This window comes from Flavobacterium sp. W21_SRS_FM6 (genome assembly GCF_052119645.1).
Classification (GTDB): Bacteria; Pseudomonadota; Gammaproteobacteria; order Enterobacterales; family Alteromonadaceae; genus Paraglaciecola.
The window spans coordinates 17,831-38,873 of sequence record NZ_JBGQOM010000008.1; the positions used below are offsets into that span (position 1 = coordinate 17,831).

A 21,043-nucleotide genomic window follows, 5' to 3' on the forward strand; every position below is an offset into this window, starting at 1 on the left:
TCTTTTTTAATTTGCCTGCCAAGTGCCACTTTTTCCACCTTGCTTATGAACGACCCGGATATCTGAAATAACCATACTTGGATCAACAGCTTTACACATATCAAACAACGTTAAAGCCGCAACAGACACCGCGGTCAGGGCTTCCATCTCAACACCCGTTTGTCCTGAAAGCTTGCACATTGATTCAATTTCTACTGCACATTCGTTGCCCATCAGCTCAAAATCCACTTGCACTTTACTAAGCATTAGGGGGTGACATAAAGGGATCAAATCACTGCACTTTTTCGCTGCTTGAATACCAGCGATCCTCGCAACTGCCAACACATCCCCTTTTTTGTGTTGATTGTTGACTAAGATCTCAAAAGCATGGGCTGACATGGTAATTTTGCCCTTAGCGACAGCGGTTCGCTGAGTAGTGAGTTTATCCGTTACATCAACCATGGCCGCTTTGCCTTGTTGATCGACATGCGAAAACTGTGCTTGCTCGAACGCCTTGTTTTTTTGAGTCATATCAACCTCGTGGATCGCAATTTGGCTGAGCAGATTGTTTTAAATGCACAACAAAGTTACATGGCTTATGGGTGGCGCTTAATTGTTGCTGCAATATACCGTTCCAACCTGTCTTACAGGCTCCTGTGGAACCGGGTAGACAAAATATAGCGGTACTATTCGCCATGCCTGCCAATGCTCGTGATTGCACGGTAGAGGTCCCTATTTCAGTAAACGACAGATAGCGAAATAATTCACCAAAGCCCTCGATGTCTTTATCAAATAACACACTTAAGGCTTCTGGTGTAGTATCTCTGGCAGTAAAGCCCGTTCCACCGGTACATAGCACCACTTGTACATCGTCAGAGGCTATCCACCGTGAAACCGCGGCCCTCAACTGATATTTATCGTCTTTGACGATAAGGTGTTCAACAACATTGTGCCCATCCGCTGTTGCAGCACTTACTAAAAACTGCCCTGATGTGTCATTTTCTGGCGTTCGAGTATCTGACACGGTAAGCACTGCAATGTTTAATGATTGTTTTTCTTGAGTATCATGTTTACTCATCATCAAATTACCTTAAAAAGTATGAGTCAATTCAGCCTATTGGCAATGCAAGGAAAATGCTTTTGGCTCGTTTACATTAACGAGTTCAGCCCTATTATCGACGAAGAATGATTGCCCATTTAATTGTTGTAATAACGCTTTAATAGACCAGTTTTGTGTATGTATCATTTGCTGCTCTACTACCTGTCGAAGATGAGGCGTATTAGGCAAATAACAAGGTAAAAAACAATTATTTGGATAAGCCGCACACCCATGAGTACGCCCAAATTCCAATAAGTTATTTAAGGTTGTAATCGTTAAATTAGGCATGTCTACCGGAACAAAGAGGAAGCCTGTTATCGGGGTAAACAAATCAATATGGGCAAGTACCGCGTGGATACCAGACAACGGACCCCGCTGTGGTAAAATATCCGCGATGCCCCCGACTTCATTCTCACCACTAACCAACACATCGACATCAGTCAGCTGCGCTAATAATTGAGTACAGTGACCGAGCAATGAATTTTGTAATTTGCTTGAAAACATGGCCGCCTTATTCTGCCCCATTCGGCTTGATTGGCCACCAGCAAGCACCACCGCGAGGGTTTTGGTTTTTGTTGCTGCCACTTTAACCGCCCAACATTGCCAGATGTTTGGTTGCACCGGTCAGGCCGTCTTGTAACCAGTGGCTGGCTTCTTTATCGCCTAACAAAGCCACCAATTCTTGTTGAAGCCCTTGTTCGTCACCTGCAGTGATATAGCGACGAATGTTCAAACCTTCCTCAGCAAACAAACATAAGTGCAATTTTCCGGTAGCTGAAATTCGTAAACGATTACATGAATGACAAAAGTCTTTGCTGTAGGGCATTATCAAACCAATCTTGCCCGCGTAATCAGGGTGATAAAACTCTTGGGCAGGCCCAGCAGCTTTGTCCCTAATGACTTGTCCCCAACCGCTTTGCAATAGTTGATTTTTAAGAGGTTCCGCTGATACATGATTTTTTTGAAAAAATGTCACATTGTCACCGGTTTGCATTAGCTCAATAAGCCGTAAACTGATCGGTGTTGATTTAACCCAATTTAAAAAGCTAGCAAATTCTGCTTCATTGTATTGACGCATCAATACGGCATTCACCTTCACCTTGAGCCCTAAAAGTAAAGCCTTATCAATGCCCCGTAAGATAGTATCTAAACTGTCATGACCAGTAATTGCAGCAAACAACCTAGGATCAAGGCTATCAATACTGATATTAATGGAATCTAAGCCAGCCTCAGCCCACTCTTCTACACACTTTTCAAGCTTGTAACCATTACTAGTTAAGGCAACATGTTCGATTCCGGGAGTAGAGGCGCATTGCCTGATTATCTCGGGCAGGTCTTTACGTAAGGAGGGTTCGCCACCGGTTATACGCACTTTACTGGTACCCAATTTGGCAAAGGTGCTTACCAATGTGCTAATTTCAGCCACACTCATAAAATCACGATCAGAGTCGCACGCATACCCGTCAGGTAAGCAATACGTGCAACTGAAATTACAAACATCAGTGATTGACAGGCGCAGGTAATGAAAGCGCCGGCCAAATTTATCTTCTAACATATTTAACACCTTTCCAAAGTAAAGCGCATTGAACAAAATGGCTTTGGGGAGGCTGCTTGATTTCTCGCACAACCCTGGCAATCCAATCACGAATTGCGGCTTAGTCACCCTGTCATTGATTTAGGTCACTAAGCTCGGAGTTAGTTTACAAGGACTTCCGTCCAGTCGATTCTTTAAACAATCGAAACACACTATTCGATTCTTACTCTGTTGTAACATAAACAGCTCATTAGACACTAGCTGCTGCAGTAAATAAGCCTAATTTTTTTGCGTACTGAGTGAATTATCGTGCTGAATTTTGTTACGTACACATTGTGGCATGTATGTTGATACCTGTAATCATGGTTGCAGAGTACGCACCTTAATTTGCATAAAAACTTTATGCTGACTAATGGAAAACGACAAGCCCATGATCGAGCAATTTATCAATGAACACAAGCTAAGCAGTGGGTTTATTACTACCGCAAAGCGCTACTACACACCTTTGGCTGACCGCATCGCTTTGCACCAAAAAGAGGCAAGAAAGACTTATTATGTGGGTATCAACGGCTGCCAAGGTTCCGGAAAATCAACTTTAGGCGATTTTTTAGGCACTTACCTAAAACAACGCTATCAGCTCAATGTGGTTATTTTATCACTTGATGATTTTTACCTGAATCAAAGTCAGCGCCTCACGTTAGCAGCAAGCGTCCATCCCTTGTTTAAAACACGGGGCGTACCTGGTACTCATAATACGGCACTGATGCATAGCGTTTTAACCGCGTTAAGCTGCACTGAAGGATCCCTTGCTGTGCCTAAGTTTAATAAAGCCAATGACAACCCTTTCCCAGAAGACCAATGGTCAAGGGTAACGGGGCCTGTAGATATTGTCATTTTAGAAGGTTGGTGCTGGGGCGTAACAGCCCAAAGCCCGCAAGAACTGAAGGCGCCGGTGAACGAGCTGGAAGCAAATGAAGATCCGCAGGCTACGTGGCGCACTTACGTAAACCAGCAATTAGCCAGCTGTTATGAACCTTTATATCAACAGATGCACTATTGGGTAATGCTAAAAGCCCCAGATTTTTCAAATGTGTTTAACTGGCGATTAGAGCAAGAACAGAAACTTGCCGCCTCGTTGGCATCTACCTCAAACACGCAGATAATGAATGCCCAACAAATTGAACGCTTTATCCAATTTTATCAACGCCTCACAGAGCACGGTTTGAGCACTCTACCCTCACATTGTAACGAAGTGTTTGAGCTAAACTCACAGCGAAAGATTATGAAACATATTACTCAAAGCGAACAAGGAGTACAGCGTGTTAAATAACCAAAGCCCTGTAATTTTTACAGACTTAGACGGCACGTTACTCGATCACGACGATTACAGTTTCAGCGCAGCGACTGGCACCTTAGCGAAACTCAAAGCCCAGAATATTTCTGTCATTCCTAACACCAGTAAAACCCGTGCTGAGGTCGAGGTGCTCAGAGATAAAATCGGTCTGACGGGGCCTTTTATAGTCGAAAATGGCGCAGCCATTTATTTACCTTTGAATTTTCTTACCAATCCACCACTTCAGCTAGAAAAATCTGGACAATACTTACGATTTGCCTTTGCTTCTCCCCGTGACACTTGGTTAAACCTGCTCGATTCGGTGAAACCCAAGTTTGAGGGCTTATTTCGACATTTTGCCACGATGACGGTCGAGCAAGTTTGTGAGGCAACAGGTTTGCAAAAAACAGACGCCACCTTGGCAATGCAGCGAGAATTTGGAGAGCCTATTGAATGGCTTGGTAATGATGAACAAAGACAACAGTTTATAGCTGCACTTAGAAATTTAGGCGCGACACCTGTTGAAGGTGGGCGTTTTATCCATCTTAAAGATGAGTGTGATAAGGCACACGCAATGAATTGGTTGATGTTACAACTTAAACAGCAACAACCACAAGAAAACTGGGTATCTGTTGCACTAGGCGACGGGCAAAACGACGCTGTAATGTTAGCGGGCGCTGATTATCCTATTCGGATTTTATCTCCCAGTAATCCACCTCCCTATATCGATACCCAAAAAACCGTTATTACTAGCACCCTTACGGGTCCAGCAGGTTGGTCTGAATGTTTGGAGCCCTTACTTTTTTAATCTGTTCACATTTTTTTAAATAATACTTAACTCACTGGAGGCAAAATGGCCGACTTTTATCAAAATGGCATTGTGACCACATTACATAACTTATCAAATCGTCCGATCACAGATGTCGAGAAAGAATTACTTAAATTTTCTAAAAAGCGCCCAATGGGGCTGATTTTGCCCTCACTCTATTCCGAGCTTGAAGGCCCTGCACTCAAACATATCATTGAAGAATTATGTGATGTGCCTTATTTATCTCAAGTTGTCATCGGTTTGGATCGCGCCGATTTAGCCCAATACAAACATGCACTCAAATTTTTCTCGCGCTTACCTCAGCATCATCGTATTTTGTGGAATGATGGACCCCGTTTAAAAGCCTTAGACGAAAAATTACGAGAGCTCGGCCTAGCGCCTAAAGAGCTAGGCAAAGGGCGTAACGTCTGGTATTGCATGGGTTATGTATTAGCTTCAAATAAAGCAGAGTCGGTGGCGCTGCATGACTGTGACATACTGACCTATGACCGCTCATTACTAGCAAAACTCATCTACCCAGTGGCTAATCCTCAGTTTAACTATGAGTTTTGCAAAGGTTTTTATGCGCGAGTTGCTGGCGGCAAAATAAACGGACGCGTATCGCGTTTGTTGGTTACTCCCTTGATAAAAGCCTTAAAAAAAGTACTGGGCCCGAGTGCTTACTTAGATTATATGGACAGTTTTCGCTATCCATTAGCGGGAGAGTTTTCGTTTCGTAAAGACGTACTCAATGACATACGCATCCCCAGCGATTGGGGTCTCGAAATAGGTGTATTGTCTGAAATGCATCGCAACTATTCGTCTAATCGTTTATGTCAGGCGGATATTGCGCATACTTATGATCATAAACACCAAGATTTATCGGCCCATAATGACCAAGGTGGCCTCTCTAAGATGTCAATCGACATCACCAAGTCGTTGTTCCGTAAATTGGCTACGCAAGGTGAAACCTTCAGTATGGAACTGTTCCGCTCACTCAAGGCAACCTATTACAGGATTGCGCTGGATTTTGTAGAGGCCTATCACAATGACGCCTTAATGAACGGTTTAGCACTGGATATTCATAGCGAAGAAAAGGCGGTTGAACTGTTTGCGCAAAACATCATGAAAGCCGGTGAGAGCTTTTTAGATAACCCTATGGAAACCCCATTTATTCCAAGTTGGAATAGGGTGGTAAGTGCGATGCCTGATGTACTTGAGAAGCTAAAAGAAGCGGTCGAATTAGACTTAAACGAATTTCAAGATAGTTGAGGTGTAGCACGATGTTAACGATAGTTGAACAACTTAAAGAGCGGGTTAATCACCACTTAAAGGTGATTTACGCCGAAATCGAGTTGAGTGAAACCATAGAAGATATTGCACAACAGCTGTTAGTCACCATGAATATTGACCACAGCGACAAGTTAATGGTGCCTTTGCGCCACCATAATAATTGGGACCAAAGCGATATCGTTTTAATCACTTATGGCGACAGCATTGAGCAAAAGGAGATTGCACCGCTTAAAACACTCAAACAGTTTTTAATGCAGTATTGCCCAGACACCATCAACAGTGTGCACATTTTACCGTTTTTTCCCTACAGTTCGGATGACGGGTTTTCAGTAATCGACTATTCAAGTGTGAACGAAGCGTTAGGTGACTGGGACGACATCAAAGCCATTTGTAGCGATTTCAGAATAATGTCCGATGTGGTAATTAATCACTGCTCTGCGCGCAGTGCATGGTTTAATAATTTTATCAAAGGTGAAGGACCTGGCAGTGACTTTTTCTTCACTGCTTCGCCATTAGATGACTTATCGCAAGTCGTTCGCCCCCGTACATCAGACTTATTGCGTTTAACTGAAACCGCTAATGGTGAGCAATACGTGTGGTGTACGTTCAGTCACGACCAAGTCGATTTTGATTTTCGAAATCCTAAGGTATTACTGGCGTTTGTATCTATAATTCGCCAATACCTAGACGCAGGCATTCGTATTTTTCGCTTGGACGCGGTGGCATTTTTATGGAAAAAGTTGGGCTCACCTTCTATTAATTTAGAGGAAACCCACGAAGTGGTGCGCTTACTGCGCACTTTGATGGAACATGCGGTGTCTGACGCGGTGATCATTACTGAAACCAATATCCCAAACAGACAAAACTTAACCTACTTTGGTAATGCTAACGAAGCCCATGGGATCTACAATTTTTCCTTGCCCCCCTTGTTGGTCAACACCCTTGTCACAGGAAACTGTCGGCATTTAAAAGCCTGGCTAGGCAGTATGCCGCCCGCGCAAAATGGCACCTTCTTTTTTAATTTTATAGCTTCACATGATGGCATTGGTTTAAGACCCGCTGAAGGTTTATTAAGTGATGATGAGCTGAGTTCTTTGGTCACCACCATGCAAAATTTTGGCGGTAGAATTTCGTGGCGTATGGCCGAAAATGGGGGGCAAAAAGCCTATGAAATCAACATTGCTTTATTTGACGCTCTGCAAGGCACCACTAAAGGCCAAGATAAGTGGGGTTTAGAACGCTTTATTTGTGCCCACAGCATCATGTTTGCTTTAGAAGGGATCCCCGGTTTATACATCCATAGTCTTTTGGGCACGAATAACGACTATGAAAAATTAAAAAACACTAGCCACAATCGCGCAATTAATCGACACAAATGGGATTATGACGCACTAACAGAAGCCCTAGACAGCCCCTACAGCCAACACAGTAAAGTACTTAAACGCATGTCACACCTGATTAGTGTGCGAAAGCGACAACCCGCATTTCATCCCAATGCAGTGCAATTTACCTTGCAACTAGGTGAACAACTATTCGGGTTTTGGCGTCAAAGCCTTGATCGACGCCAAAGTATTTTTTGTATCTACAATATTTCTGACCAAGAGCAAACAGTTCGTTTAAGTGACATCAATCTTATTGGTACAGACACGTGGGTCGACTTACTCACTGAGCAAGCCATTCAACATGAAGATCTGGAGATGGTTTTGAGTCCATATCGCGCAGTGTGGATCAGTAACCTAGCCCATTAATGATTAATTTAAGGCGCGTGATCACCGCTCAACTATTTAGACGTTGAGTGGGTGATTTTACTAACATGTCACTGATAAGAATCACCTTAAGCGCTTGATCTTAGTGCTTTTAAGTACATCACCCCCCTCACCTGTCTGTCATCAACCACGTTTTATGGTAAACCAAACTCATCAGCGTCCGCGCGAAGTTAAAAACTACATTTAAAATACTGATTAATATAAATAATTTTTGTTTGGCACGAGGCTTGATACAGCCGATTTGTCCACAGCTAAAGACGAGAACTTTGGCTGTCACTTAAAGAAAACGAAATGGAGAAAATCTTATGAAGAAATCAGTCTTATTTAGTTTTTGTATGATCTGTAGTCATATGGCCTTGGCAAACGACGCCTTATTTATTCAACTTGATGCAAACAGCGATGGATCAATAAGTATCGAAGAAGCCGCGGCAGATGCGAGCGTCAGTGCCAAGTTCATCGAGTTAGACATCGACAAAGACGGCTACCTTTCCGCCGAAGAATTTGAAAATCTGTAGCATTGTATTTAACACTATCGAAAACGGAGAAATTGAATGAAAACTCTACTTTGTATTACCGCAGTTTTATTTGTCAGTGCCAATGTATTTGCCAGCAACATAAACTTCGACCGCTTTGATACCGATAAAGATGGGTTAATTAGCCAAGAAGAAGCTAAGGTTAACGATACGCTTTTGACCCTGTTTGCTGAGCTTGACTTAAACCAAGACGGGTATCTTTCTAAATCGGAATTATCCCCTAATACGCCCGAATGATGAAAATTGGCACGAATACCTAGGGCTGTGTAATAGCGATTTAATGGGCTTAGCTTCGGCTAAGTCCAATTAAATACCGATAAGTCTACAAAAAAATAGTGACTACACTTGCTGAGTGACCTTACCAAAGCTTACTTACTAGCCCAGCGCCACTGGCAATTTTGCGTCTGCTCCCCATTCGCTCCAAGAGCCATCATAAACAGATAACTTATAGTAACCGAGTTCTGATGCCGCCAAAGCAAGGATACACGCCGTTACACCGGATCCACAGCTGGTAACAATGTAGGAATCTTCGTTAATTCCTCGTTGTGCAAAGAGATCGTGAAGTTCAGTAACATTTTTAAGATGCCCATCTTTTAGGCATAAAGTAAAAGGCAAATTAATTGATGAAGGAATATGCCCTGAGCGTAAGCCAGCCCTTGGCTCGGGAGCACTGCCCTTGAATCGTCCTTCAGAACGAGCATCTAATACGGTAATAGCCTTTAGATGTTTTAAAATAGCCCGAGTCGACACAAAAAACCGTGGTTTCGCTAAGGCTTCAAAATTACCCACATGAAAAGGAGCTAGGCTTTTTTCATTGACTGCATAGCCTTGCTTAATCCACCCGGGTAAACCACCGTCTAAAATTTGAATATTGTCATGGCCCATTGCTTTAAACATCCACCACACCCGCGGAGCACAGAAAAGCCCTTTGCTGTCATAAACAATAATATGACTATTTTTATCAATACCTAATTTACGCACCTCTCGTTGAAATGTCGCTTCATTTGGCATGGTATGCACAAAAGGAGATTTTTTATCACATAGCACTTTTTCGAAATCAACCACAACTGAGCCAGGAATAAATCCTGCAGGCAACGTTTCTGGTTGCCCAGTAGCGATATCAGCCATCGTTATAAAGAGCACAATAATATTGCGCCCATCTAAATGCGCTTCAAGCCATTCTGCAGACACTAAATTAGATGATAAACGCGCCATCAAGCCTATCCTTTGTTGAATCAATTAAATTAACGATACCTTCATAACTAAGATTGAAACCTTATCAGCGCCTGATGCATCATGAGCGCATCAACGTGGTCTAGACTTTCTCCCCTTGCACTCATTTGGCGCTTATTAGTCAAACCATAAATGCCGAGCCTATTATAGTTTTATCATAAAGATCAGCAATTTATTCATTTTTATCTCTTCCTGACTAACTGGTCAAATTATTGCTTTACACAAGTCATGAATAGTAACGTAGCAGCAAGAACTCACTGAGTGAACTTGACGCTGAAATGAAAAGAAGTGCCTCATGCCAGCAAACACTGAAATCTTATATGGCCTACACGACAAACCCAAAGTATCCCATTGTATTACCGCCGCAATCCAACATGTCATGGCCTGTTTTATTGGTATCATTACCCCTACCTTGATCATAGGCAATGCCTTAGACCTGCAAGCTGAGATCCCCTACTTGATCAGCATGGCACTCATGGTATCGGGAGTTTCAACCTTTATTCAAGCCAAAATGATTGGGCCAATTGGCAGTGGTTTAATTGCGGTACAAGGCACTAGTTTTACCTTTATTGGCGCCTTATTAGCGGCAGGTTTTATGGTAAAGCAGCGCGGGGGGTCAAATGACGATATCCTCGCCATCATGTTTGGTATTTCTTTTTGGGGGGCATTGGTAGAAATTGGGCTCAGCCAATTTATCGACAAAGTAAAAAGTATAATTACTCCCCTAACCACAGGTATCGTCATTACCACGATAGGCATTACCCTTATAAAAGTCGGCATGACTGACTTAGCTGGCGGTTATGGATACGCTGACTTTGGTTCGCCAGCCAACTTACTGCTGGGTATCAGCGTACTATTCATCGTTATTTTATTTAATGCATCAAAATATCCGATGTTGAGGCTATCTGCGATTTTTATCGGCATGTTGAGTGGCAGTTGTATGGCGTGGTGGTTCGATTTGATCAACTACGACTCGATGGTTGACTTACCCTTAATGAGCATACCCATTCCTTTTAAATACGGATTTGATTTTCAATGGGATGTATTTATCCCCATAGCCTTGGTGTACTTTTTAAGTGCGATAGAAACCGCAGGGGATTTAACCGCAAACAGTTTATTTTGCCGCCAACCTATCAGTGGCCCCCTCTACCTAAAAAGAATAAAAGGCGGCATTTTGGGTGACGGGGTAAATTCTATGTTAGCCGCCGCATTTAATAATTTTCCTAACACAACATTCGGCCAAAATAATGCGGTTATCCAACTGACAGGGGTTGCCAGTCGCCATGTGGCCTTTTATATTGCTGGATTTTTAGTGCTATTGGGATTGTTTCCTGCCGTTGGTGCAATGATTCAACTGATGCCTAAATCAGTACTAGGCGGCGCTACATTAGTGATGTTTGCCACTATAGCCGTGGCTGGTGTAAAAATACTCACCAGCGAGCCAATCGATCGCCGCAACAGTTTAATCATTGCCACATCAATGGGTCTTGGCTTAGGTGTAATGATGGTTCCTGATGCATTGGCTCAATTACCACCATTGGCTAAAAATATATTTTCGTCGTCCGTCACGGTAGCAGGATTTTGCGCAATATTGATGAGTATCGCGATACCCCATCCGGCTAAAAATAATCAAGAAATATAAGCACAAAACAACAAGGACAATAAAGTAATGGCTAGTTTCCCAGCCCCAACTGTGTGGCTAAAACACCCCGCGGCAATTTTTACTGCAAATAACGCCGATGCGAAAAACGGTGTGGTTATCCAAGGCACTACAATCATTGAATTGGTTCCTAGTGGTCAACAACCAAAAGTAAAAGTGGACCAATACATTGATTGCAGCCCTTATATTATTACCCCTGGATTGATTAACACCCATCATCATTTTTATCAAACTTTAACTCGCTGCGTTCCTGGCGCATTAAACCAGCCCTTGTTTCCTTGGTTAAAATTCTTGTATCAGGTTTGGAAAAATTTGACGCCAGAAATGTTGCACAGTGCCACGCAACTGGCGGGCTTAGAATTAATGTTGTCAGGCACTACTACTGTGGCGGATCATCATTATGTGTTCCCAAAAGGTCTGGAGAATGGCATTGATATTCAAGTGAACGCCATACAGGCTTTAGGGTGCAGAGCCACTTTAACGCGAGGTTCTATGAGCTTAGGGGAAAGTAAAGGAGGCTTGCCACCTGATTCAGTTATTCAGACAGAAGATGTGATATTGGCTGACAGTCAGCGCCTTATAGACAGCTATCATGACACATCAGACGATGCCATGATCCAAATTGCGCTGGCACCTTGCTCGCCTTTTTCAGTATCCAAAGAATTGATGGAAGCGACTGCACGCTTAGCAGAAAAGAACGAGGTGAAAACGCACACGCATTTGGCCGAAACGGAAGATGAAAATAGCTTTTGTTTAAGAGAATACGGCATGCGCCCCTTAGATTATTTAGAATCTTGTGGCTGGTTAAACGAACGTAGCTGGTTGGCGCATGGCATTCATTTCACCTCCAGTGAAATCGAGCGCTTAGGAAAAGCAAAAGTAGGCATTGCTCATTGCCCCAGTTCTAATATGCTCCTTGCCTCGGGTATTTGTCCTACAGTTGAATTAGAAAGAGCCGGATGCAATATTGGCCTTGCGGTAGACGGTTCTGCTTCCAACGATTGTTCTAACATGATCCAAGAAGCGCGCCAATCATTACTACAACAGCGTCTTCGCTATGGCGCTGAGCAAATTACTGCACAACGCGTACTTTCTTACGCAACAACTGGCTCCGCAGCGGTGCTGGGCAGGAAAAATATTGGCCAAATACAAGTAGGGTTTCAAGCGGATTTTGCCTTCTTCTCCACCTATGAGTTGAGATTTTCAGGTGTGGGTGATCTCATTGCCGCGTTAGTTACCTGCGGTGCTCACCAAGTTGATAAGTTAATGGTTGCGGGAAAGTGGCTAATAGAAGACCAACAACACACGCAATTTATCCAATCTGAATTAATGCAACAACACCAAGCGTTAGCGAATAGTTTGCAGGCAAAAGTTAACTAAATCGCAACCAACCATTTTGGTGCACCACGCTAAACATTGTACTTACGTGGTGCACCACAACGCTATCTTTCACAATAAAACCTCAAATTTCAACGTTTCATGTTGGGTAAAAAATTTATATTTTCTATTGAAATCATAAGGTTAAGTCGATAAATATTTGTTGACCAAATGGACAAGTAATTGGCACTGTTCGTGCAAAATCATCTGCGGAACACACTTCATCCAATAAAAATGACACACGTAGACTACGAGAAAACCTGGGGATACCAACAATGAAAGTTAATAGATTTATTTGTACACCACTGGCTAAAGCCGTTGCATTAGGCATAGCAATGACAGCAGCAGGCCACGCGTTTGCACAAGAGCCTGATGCAGCAAATAAAAAAGAAAATGATATAGAAAAAATCCAGGTAACGGGTTCATTAGGCAGTTTGCCAGGACAAGATGTAGAAGCCGTATTTGGCTTTGGTAAGTCTATCTTAGAAACTCCTCGCTCGGCCTCTACCATCAGTGATGAGCAAATGGAACGTTTTGCTATCGGAGATATCGATGAGTTGGTGGCTTTTGCTCCAGGTACTTTTACACAATCATTCTTTGGAGTCGCAGGCTCTTTGGATGTACGTGGCACGCCAGGCGAAACGTACTTCCGTGGCGTAAAACGCTTAGATAACCCGGGTAACTACCCAACCCCTATTGGTGCTTCAAGCCGAATCGATATTGTTCGTGGCCCAGCATCACCTATTTATGGTCCAGCTAAAATCGGTGGTTACTTAAACTTTAATCCAAAATCAGCCCGTGCCAGTGGCGGACAATACCTAGACCAAAACAAAGGCGCATTTTCATATACGCTTGGTAGCTGGGACAAATCAGTACTAAGTGCTGAGTTGGGCGGACCGACTTCAATTGGGGATAAAAAAGCAGGTTTTTACCTTTACGGTGAAGTAGAGAACTCTGGCAGTTACTACGAAAATACCGGAACGGATCAAACAGTACTACAAGCCTCATTTAATGTTGATATTACTGAAAATTTACGCCTAGAATTTGGCGGTATGTACCATGACTATGATGGTAACCAAGTCGCAGGCTGGAATCGTTTGACTCAAGATTTAGTCGATAATGGCACATATATTACCGGTACCGCACAACCATTAGATACGGACGGTGACGGTTCAATTTCTCACCAAGAATATAATTCAGTGAATGTGAACCCATTTATTTGGCAAGTGCCGATGAATGAAACGACAGCTGATCTTATCCCCGAAATTATGGCCCTTGAGAACGTGGGTACCACCAAACTTAAAGGGAGCCAAGTACTAGTCGCTGCAGACGACCAATTAAAAAATACGGTTGAAACAGTTTATTTCGATGTCATTTATTACACCGATAACGGCTGGGAAATTAAGAATCAGTTGTTTTACGAAGCTTATGATAACTTAAACGAAAATGCCTACGGTTTCTCGCAATACCATGACAGTTATGTAGTAGAAGATAAAATTGTTTTCGCTACTGAATACGAAACTGACAGCATGATAGCCCAAGTTCAAATTTCACCTTCATTGCGTTATATCGATTTTGAACATGGCGAAGATTGGAAAAACGAGTACTTCGATCGTCGTGACTTAACCATGGCATCTAGCGCCTTAGACAGACGTTTATTATCAACCAGAATTGATAGTGATTATACCGAGTGGTACGAAGGTAACTATTTAGATCTTGGTTTTGCCGCCATGGTTGATTTGACTTGGGATTCTGGTTTGAACATCGTATTAGGTGCTCGTTACGACTCATTTGATATGGAAAGCCACGCCAATGTTGAAAAGACACAGCTAGGTAACTACGGCTCTGGATTCGTTATTGTTAGTGATGACGGTAAATATTTCTTAAATGACTTTGGCGCTGATCCGGTTAACTACACCGCGGCTGATATTACGGCCCCTGTGGATGCTGAAGACAAAGTTAATGGTGTATCTTGGAATACCAGTATTTCATACAAATTTGATTTTGGATTGATTCCGTATATCACTGCAGCTGAGCAATCAACGATTATTGTTGGTCAAGGCGCAGAAATCAAAACGGGAAGCATTTATTCTGGTGGCGTATTTGATAAATCGAAGTTATTGGAATTCGGTGTTAAAGGCACGTTCTTAGAAGACTCTTTGTATTTTGCTATTGCCAATTACAAACAAGAACGTACTGATACCAAGGCGCAATCGACAACTCTGAACAACGTAACGGAAACAAACGGAACGGAGTTTGAATTACGTTGGGTAGTGAGCGACGACCTAGTTATCAGTGCGGGTTATACCAATGTTAAGGTTGAAAACCTAACCGCATTAGAAGATGGCGCTCAGTTCGCTTTCTTTGGTGCTGAAGACATGCCTTTGGTTGACCCATCACTTATTTTCGGTGGTGTTGCAATAGGTGATGTACCAAATAGCAACAACCCTGATGGTCGTAAAGCGGGTATTCCAGAGAATATCTATACCTTGACAGCAACCTACGATTTTCAAAATGGTTTTGCTGCTAATGCAAGTATTGTTGACGTAGACTCTACCTATTCAGGCTATTCACAGTCGGTATTATTACCTGCTTATACCCTGGTTAATGCCGGTGTTATCTACCAAGAAGAAACCTGGTCTTTGAGCTTTAACATTAAAAACTTAACCGACGAGACGTATTATCGTTCTAACTTCCCTGACTTATTTGGTAGTTCAATCGTATTGCCTGAATTACCACGTAGTTATCAAGCGAAATTCGCTTATAAGTTTTAAGGCATAATAAGCATTGCGTTTGTTTTGCGCAATGTGACATAACAAGGGATAAGACTGATGTTCAGGCTTGTCCCTTTTTTTTAGAGAAAAATATGAAAAAATTTACATTGTGTTTGATCAATAGCATGGCGTTGCTTACCTTGGCCTGTTCACCACAAAAAGCGCTGGATACTCAAGGTGAAACGCCGATAGAAGTTAAAGTCGTTGTTGTTAATATGTTTGAAATCGGTGAAGACCAAGGCGATAAAGCGGGTGAATTTCAGCTGTGGAAAGCAGGACAAAAATTAGATACCTGTGTGCCCTTCCCCGCTTCATACCATGATATCTGCTTAAATCCTAAAACGGGCGTGCTGGGCATTGTGACTGGGATGGGCACAGCGCGCGCGGCCTCAGCGATTATGGCACTGGGATTGGATCCGCGTTTTGATTTAACTAAATCCTATTGGTTAGTTGTGGGTATTGCTGGTGTTGATCCACACGATGCGTCTATTGGCTCTGCGGTGTGGGCGAATTATTTAGTCGATGGAGACTTAGCCCATGAAGTCGACGCCAGAGATATGCCAGCAGATTGGCAAACTGGTTATTTCCCGCTATTTCAAGAGCAAAAACTCGATACCACCACTGATTTTGATGCCAGTACTTATCAAGACTCACCCAATGGCGAAGTGTATCAATTGAATCAAGCGTTATCTAACTGGGCATTTGAGCTCACCAAAGATGTAACGCTGAGCGATTACCCCGCAATGGAAGCGTTACGCGCGAAATACATCAATTACCCTAATGCGCAAAAACCGCCTTTTGTCTTACAAGGTGATCAATTAGCCGCAGCGACCTTTTGGCATGGCAAACATTTAACCGAATGGGCCAATGATTGGGTACGCTATTGGACCAAGGGCCAAGGTAATTTCGTTACCTCTGGCATGGAAGATACCGGCAGTTACCAAGCTATTACCTATTTAGACAATGCTAAAAAAGCCGACAAATCCCGTTTTATGGTACTGCGCACGGCCAGTAACTATTCCATGCCGCCTGATAGTATGACCGCCCTAGACAATTTGATTGCTGAGGGGAAAGGCTATGTTGGTATGCAGTCTTCCTTAGAGTCTGCCTATGCCGTTGGTAGTGTGGTGGTAGACAACATTGTGGCCAATTGGCCACAGACTAAAACCCTTCTGCCTTATGAAATTCAAAACGATACTCGCCCTACTCCCCAAGCAGGTTTAAGCGCTATCAAGCCCACTACAACAACAAAACTCGCCCAACACTTAAGCACCGAGGAGTTAGTTAAGGCGCTCAATTTAGAAGATCACGTTGAAGGCGGCTTCTTTCGGCAAACCTTTAAAGCAGAACATCGGCCCATGATAAAAACAGAGGCGGGTCCGCGAGTGACCATGACTTCTATCTACTATTTATTGTCGGCAGAGTCGCCTATTGGCCATTTTCATATGAACCAAAGCGATATCATGCACTACTTCCATATGGGTGATCCCATCACCTACACCCTCATTCATCCCGATGGTCATTTAGAAACCATCGTAATGGGCTCCGATCCAAACAAAGGGCAAGTGATGCAGATGATGGTCAAAGGCGGGATTTGGAAAGCCTCTAACATCCCCACCGATGGAGAGTATGGTTACGGACTTATTGGCGAAGCAGTCGCACCTGGTTTTGAATACAGTGATATGCAATTAGGCGATAAAGCTGCACTCTCCGCCCAATTTCCGCAGCATAAACAGCTGATTAACCAGTTGAGCCACTAAGGAGATTTTAAAACGATTTGTAAAATACAAAAAGCGGTATGACTAAAAACGGTGATACCGCTTTTTTACTGTTGGTATTTTGAACTTGTTGGCAAGTCGTGTTACTAAAGGTTAAACCACTAATCCAGAGGATATATTTTGCTTAAACAAGCCACGCTCTTTACACCTGCAATAACAGCAAGCACCTTGCTTATTCCACTGGTTGTCACCGGCCTATTTTCAAGTTTGGGCTTTGCTCAAGAACAGATCGGCCGGCAAAAAGGCGGATTAGACTTTGTGAGCCAACAGTTGGCAGAGCAAATGTTAAATCAAACCAAAGCCCTGAGTAATCCTGAATTAGTAAACGCACAAGCCAACTATTTTAGAGCGATGTATCTGGCTTTGATTGAAAGCGGTTTTACACAAGATGAAGCCTTAAAAATTACTGTTGCAATGGTCTCAAAACATGACTAACTATACAACTTTAAGCCTTACTTAAGTCAAATTAGGGGCCAAATCTAGGAATTTTACACCCTTGAATTTGGCTACTGCCTTTACATGACTGAACTTAAATGATTTTGGCCAGCCAGCTTTGTTTGACTTTTTCAGGTAAAAAACTCGCGCTAAAGCTATTTTTGACCAGTTGAACCAAATGGGATTTTTCGATAGGTAAATGATCAATTAATGCAAAATAGTTATCGTTAAGATAACCCCCGAAGTAACTGGGATCATCAGCATTTACCGTAGCGACTAAGCCATGTTCAAGCAATTGTAGAATGTTATGTTCTGTCATGTGTCCAAACACCTTTAACTTGGTATTAGACAAGGGACAAACCGTTAAAGGAATTTGCTGCTTTACCAAATGGGCAACAAGTTTAGCATCTTCAATGCTGCGCACACCATGATCGATGCGATCAACGGCTAAGCTCTTGGTTGCCCCCCACACATAAGCGGGTGGGCCTTCTTCTCCGGCGTGCGCAACCCGTTTCAAACCATAGGCTCTGGCTTTAGCAAATACCCGTTCAAACTTCTCAGGTGGATTGCCTAACTCTGAGCTATCCAATCCTACTGCGGTGATCATCGCTAAATAGTGTCGTGCCTCCTCGAGGGTCTGCATGGCACTTTCTTCACTTAAATGACGTAAAAACGACATAATCAACAAGCAAGATTGCCCCCATTCTTTTTCTGCTTGTTTGATGGCTCGGGCAAAACCGGGCATGAACACTTCAAAACCAATATTCCTTTGAGTATGGGTTTGCGGATCAAACATGATCTCAGCGTGCACTACGTTATCTTCACGGCACTTTTGTAAGTAGGCATACATGAGTTGATAAAAATCATCTTCATCACGCAATACAGAAGCGCCAAAGTAATACAGATCTAAAAAGCTCTGTAAATTATGAAAATCGTAAGCTGACCGCACTTCTTCTATGCTTGAATAGGGTAATTCGACGCCATGTTTAAGGGCTAAACTCATCATTAACTCAGGTTCAAGTGAACCTTCGATATGCAGATGAAGTTCAGCTTTGGGTACTCGACTGACCCACTCTTTAAGCTCATTTTTCATTGTTCTATTCCTGACTGCATAACTGTTGAACATAATTATTTAAGATGCACCAATAATGGATCAATGCACCATAATGGAACTCACTCTATCCGAATTTTAGACATTCGCGCTTTACCCAACTGTAAAATAGGGCCACTCTAGCCAAGAGTTGCTGTTTATCTGATCAGTTAGGGATTATTTATCAAATATTGTGCTGCTTTAGTAAGCGGTTTTCGCTGACTTTATAGTTCATCATAAAATATTGTAGAGTTCAGCATAATTCGCACCAAAAAGTGGACTCATTGGTCAGCATTTTGCAGAATAATTTTCATTAACCGCAAAACGGCTATTTAATAGCCTCATAAAGAGCAAATTGCATGTCAAATTTCTTTGAACGGATGTTTAAGCTTAAAGAACATAAAACAAACTTTAGAACTGAAGTCATAGCAGGTCTCACCACTTTTGCCGCGATGTCTTATGTCCTAGTTGTAAACCCTGGCATTTTATCTGCTGGTGGTATGCCCATAGAAGGCTTGATCACCGTAACGGCGCTAGCGGCCTGCATTGGCACCCTGTTGATGGCGTTGATGACAAACTATCCTATCGCGATGGCACCAGGCATGGGTTTAAACGCTTTTTTTGCCTTTACTATCTGTTTGACTCGCGAAATTCCGTGGGACGCGGCATTAGGCATTGTCTTTTGGAACGGCGTATTGTTTTTACTGCTGTCTCTTAGTGGTGTTCGAACCAAAATTGCTGAAGCAATACCCGCAGCACTCAAAATTGGGGTGCAATGTGGCATTGGCTTATTTATCGCTTTCATCGGCTTAAAAAATGCGGGTATCGTTGTATCTAATCCAGCTACATTTGTCACCATTGGCGATTTATCAGAACCAGCAGCCCTTTTAGCTTTAGTCGGTATTCTGTTAACCATTGTTTTGGTCATCAAAAAAGTCACCGGTGCGATATTAATTTCAGTTCTAGTGCTCACCTTAATTGGTGCTTTTATTCCGGTTGGAGACGGCTATTTAACCCAGCACACAGACAGTTTTATAGGCATGCCAGATAGTATCAGTACCACCTTCATGGCGATGGATATTATGTATCCAATTGAACACCTTGCAGAAACATGGGATCTTATTTTTGCTTTGTTGTTCGTTAATATGTTTGACACCATCGGTACCCTAATAGGTGTTTCTCGCCGAGCTAACCTGCTTGACTCAGAGGGAAAGTTACCGAAAATGGGTAAGGCGATGAACGCTGATGCGGCTGCCAGTGTGGTTGGCGCTGCTATTGGCACATCACCAGTGACCTCTTATGTTGAATCTGCCGCAGGTGTATCGGCAGGTGGTCGTACTGGTTTGACTGCAGTTGTAGTCGCATTGTGTTTTTTACTGGCCTTGTTTTTCACCCCTCTCATGAAGGTAATCCCACTGATGGCGACTACCCCGGCACTTATCATGGTAGGGATTTTAATGATGGATTCCTTTAGGCAATTAGACTTTGATGATATTACTGCCTTAGCCACAGCTTCAATGGCTTTATTGGCGATGCCCTTGACCTTTAGTATCAGTGAGGGGATCGCATTAGGTTTCATTACTTATGTGGGCATTATGGTAGGAACAGGCCGTTATAAACAAGTGAGTACAATTACCTACATTATGGCGGCGGTCTTTATCTTGCGATACATCTTAGATTTAAAATAAATTCACAGGAAAAACAAAAAGGGAGTGATGAAGCTTAAAACCCTGCATTCATTCCCGCATCATTTTTAAGCCACAAAAATTCCATTTGTTTAGCGGTTTTTATAGCAAGCGCTTCGCTCTGTAAGCGACTGACTAAATATAATGTCATATCAATACCAGCTGAAATACCACCCGAGGTCACAATATGCTCGGCTTCAACCCAGCGCACATTCTTTTGTACCTTAAGCGTAGGAAAATCAATTTGTAACTGAGCTGCATCTTCCCAATGAGTGGTCACGGCTTGCTCCTTCAATACCCCAGCATGAGCAAGGAGAAATGCGCCGGTACAAACAGAAGCCACTATACGAGCACTCTTGGCCTGCTGTGCAATCCAATCAAGTACCGCCGATTTATGAATTTCCAGACTGTGATCGCCCCCAACAACAATAAGCACATCAAACTGTGGAGCATCACTAAAAACATAATCAGCTAGTACTTTGTACCCTGCTCTCGCAAGCACGACACCCGGTTTTTCCGCCACTAAACTAACATCAAAATACCGTGTACCACTGACTCGATTAGCCGTTGTTAGTACTTCAAATGGGCCAGAAAAATCCAAAACCTCAGCATTTTCATAAATATATATACCCACTTTCATGATTTATTCCTGCTCTTGTTTAACTC

At 42.8% G+C, this 21,043-nt stretch carries 19 protein-coding genes and 1 riboswitch; of the genes, 12 read left to right on the forward strand and 7 right to left on the reverse strand.

The genetic code is table 11. The features are described from left to right. Positions 1-6: 6 nt before the first annotated feature. The 4 genes from moaC to moaA form a co-directional block, all read right to left on the reverse strand. Entirely contained in the window at positions 7-510 is a 504-nt protein-coding gene (gene moaC, locus ACEN2L_RS13895) for a cyclic pyranopterin monophosphate synthase MoaC (RefSeq protein WP_441744523.1), read from the reverse strand. A gap of 1 nt (position 511) precedes the next feature. After that, positions 512-1,060 carry a molybdenum cofactor biosynthesis protein B gene (gene moaB, locus ACEN2L_RS13900; protein WP_441744525.1) on the reverse strand — a complete coding sequence of 183 codons (549 nt, stop codon included), beginning with the start codon at positions 1,058-1,060 and terminating at the stop codon, positions 512-514. Between the two features lie 33 nt (positions 1,061-1,093). Then, positions 1,094-1,663 carry a molybdenum cofactor guanylyltransferase gene (gene mobA / locus ACEN2L_RS13905; RefSeq protein WP_441744527.1) on the reverse strand — a complete coding sequence of 190 codons (570 nt, stop codon included), beginning with the start codon at positions 1,661-1,663 and terminating at the stop codon, positions 1,094-1,096. Position 1,664: 1 nt separating this feature from the next. Next, complete coding sequence (gene moaA, locus ACEN2L_RS13910; protein WP_306020462.1) at positions 1,665-2,633, reverse strand: GTP 3',8-cyclase MoaA; 969 nt, start codon at positions 2,631-2,633, stop codon at positions 1,665-1,667. After that, positions 2,624-2,785, reverse strand: a riboswitch (molybdenum cofactor riboswitch). (Overlaps the previous gene by 10 nt.) 239 nt (positions 2,786-3,024) lie before the next feature. Here moaA and ACEN2L_RS13915 point away from each other — a divergent pair. The 6 genes from ACEN2L_RS13915 to ACEN2L_RS13940 all read left to right on the forward strand — a co-directional run bounded on the left by ACEN2L_RS13915 (position 3,025) and on the right by ACEN2L_RS13940 (position 8,582). Continuing rightward, positions 3,025-3,942, forward strand: a complete 918-nt coding sequence (locus tag ACEN2L_RS13915) for a hypothetical protein (RefSeq protein WP_441744529.1) — start codon at positions 3,025-3,027, stop codon at positions 3,940-3,942. Beyond that, positions 3,932-4,753 (forward strand): HAD-IIB family hydrolase, encoded by an 822-nt coding sequence (locus ACEN2L_RS13920; RefSeq protein WP_306020460.1) that lies wholly within the window; start codon positions 3,932-3,934, stop codon positions 4,751-4,753. Before ACEN2L_RS13915 ends, ACEN2L_RS13920 begins: the two co-directional genes overlap by 11 nt. A 45-nt stretch (positions 4,754-4,798) precedes the next feature. Continuing rightward, complete coding sequence (locus ACEN2L_RS13925) at positions 4,799-6,025, forward strand: glycosyl transferase (RefSeq protein ID WP_306020459.1); 1,227 nt, start codon at positions 4,799-4,801, stop codon at positions 6,023-6,025. A gap of 11 nt (positions 6,026-6,036) precedes the next feature. Continuing rightward, the gene (locus ACEN2L_RS13930) at positions 6,037-7,794 is read left to right on the forward strand and encodes a sugar phosphorylase (protein ID WP_441744531.1); all 1,758 of its coding nucleotides are present in this window, start codon (positions 6,037-6,039) and stop codon (positions 7,792-7,794) included. Positions 7,795-8,117: 323 nt separating this feature from the next. Next, positions 8,118-8,327 carry a hypothetical protein gene (locus ACEN2L_RS13935; RefSeq protein ID WP_441744533.1) on the forward strand — a complete coding sequence of 70 codons (210 nt, stop codon included), beginning with the start codon at positions 8,118-8,120 and terminating at the stop codon, positions 8,325-8,327. Between the two features lie 36 nt (positions 8,328-8,363). Next, positions 8,364-8,582 carry an EF-hand domain-containing protein gene (locus ACEN2L_RS13940; protein WP_441744535.1) on the forward strand — a complete coding sequence of 73 codons (219 nt, stop codon included), beginning with the start codon at positions 8,364-8,366 and terminating at the stop codon, positions 8,580-8,582. A gap of 138 nt (positions 8,583-8,720) precedes the next feature. On the opposite strand, the gene ACEN2L_RS13945 is transcribed toward ACEN2L_RS13940, so the two are convergent. Then, complete coding sequence (locus ACEN2L_RS13945) at positions 8,721-9,560, reverse strand: sulfurtransferase (RefSeq protein ID WP_441744536.1); 840 nt, start codon at positions 9,558-9,560, stop codon at positions 8,721-8,723. A gap of 313 nt (positions 9,561-9,873) precedes the next feature. Between ACEN2L_RS13945 and ACEN2L_RS13950 the strand changes: the two genes are divergently transcribed. From ACEN2L_RS13950 to ACEN2L_RS13970, 5 genes are all read left to right on the forward strand, one after another. Then, positions 9,874-11,220: a uracil-xanthine permease family protein gene (locus tag ACEN2L_RS13950; RefSeq protein WP_441744538.1), complete on the forward strand. Its 1,347-nt coding sequence runs from the start codon at positions 9,874-9,876 to the stop codon at positions 11,218-11,220. Between the two features lie 27 nt (positions 11,221-11,247). Then, positions 11,248-12,618: an 8-oxoguanine deaminase gene (locus ACEN2L_RS13955; protein ID WP_441744540.1), complete on the forward strand. Its 1,371-nt coding sequence runs from the start codon at positions 11,248-11,250 to the stop codon at positions 12,616-12,618. 272 nt (positions 12,619-12,890) lie between these two features. Then, a complete protein-coding gene (locus ACEN2L_RS13960; RefSeq protein ID WP_441744542.1) occupies positions 12,891-15,389 on the forward strand; it encodes a TonB-dependent siderophore receptor in 2,499 nt (832 codons plus the stop codon). A gap of 92 nt (positions 15,390-15,481) precedes the next feature. Beyond that, positions 15,482-17,149: a cupin domain-containing protein gene (locus tag ACEN2L_RS13965; protein WP_441744544.1), complete on the forward strand. Its 1,668-nt coding sequence runs from the start codon at positions 15,482-15,484 to the stop codon at positions 17,147-17,149. 138 nt (positions 17,150-17,287) lie between these two features. Further along, positions 17,288-17,602 (forward strand): hypothetical protein, encoded by a 315-nt coding sequence (locus ACEN2L_RS13970; protein ID WP_441744546.1) that lies wholly within the window; start codon positions 17,288-17,290, stop codon positions 17,600-17,602. Between the two features lie 94 nt (positions 17,603-17,696). On the opposite strand, the gene ACEN2L_RS13975 is transcribed toward ACEN2L_RS13970, so the two are convergent. Then, positions 17,697-18,695 (reverse strand): adenosine deaminase, encoded by a 999-nt coding sequence (locus tag ACEN2L_RS13975; protein ID WP_441744548.1) that lies wholly within the window; start codon positions 18,693-18,695, stop codon positions 17,697-17,699. 356 nt (positions 18,696-19,051) lie between these two features. Between ACEN2L_RS13975 and ACEN2L_RS13980 the strand changes: the two genes are divergently transcribed. Continuing rightward, complete coding sequence (locus tag ACEN2L_RS13980) at positions 19,052-20,380, forward strand: NCS2 family permease (protein ID WP_306020022.1); 1,329 nt, start codon at positions 19,052-19,054, stop codon at positions 20,378-20,380. 34 nt (positions 20,381-20,414) lie between these two features. On the opposite strand, the gene ACEN2L_RS13985 is transcribed toward ACEN2L_RS13980, so the two are convergent. After that, positions 20,415-21,017, reverse strand: a complete 603-nt coding sequence (locus tag ACEN2L_RS13985; RefSeq protein ID WP_441744550.1) for a DJ-1/PfpI family protein — start codon at positions 21,015-21,017, stop codon at positions 20,415-20,417. Positions 21,018-21,043 lie beyond the last annotated feature (26 nt).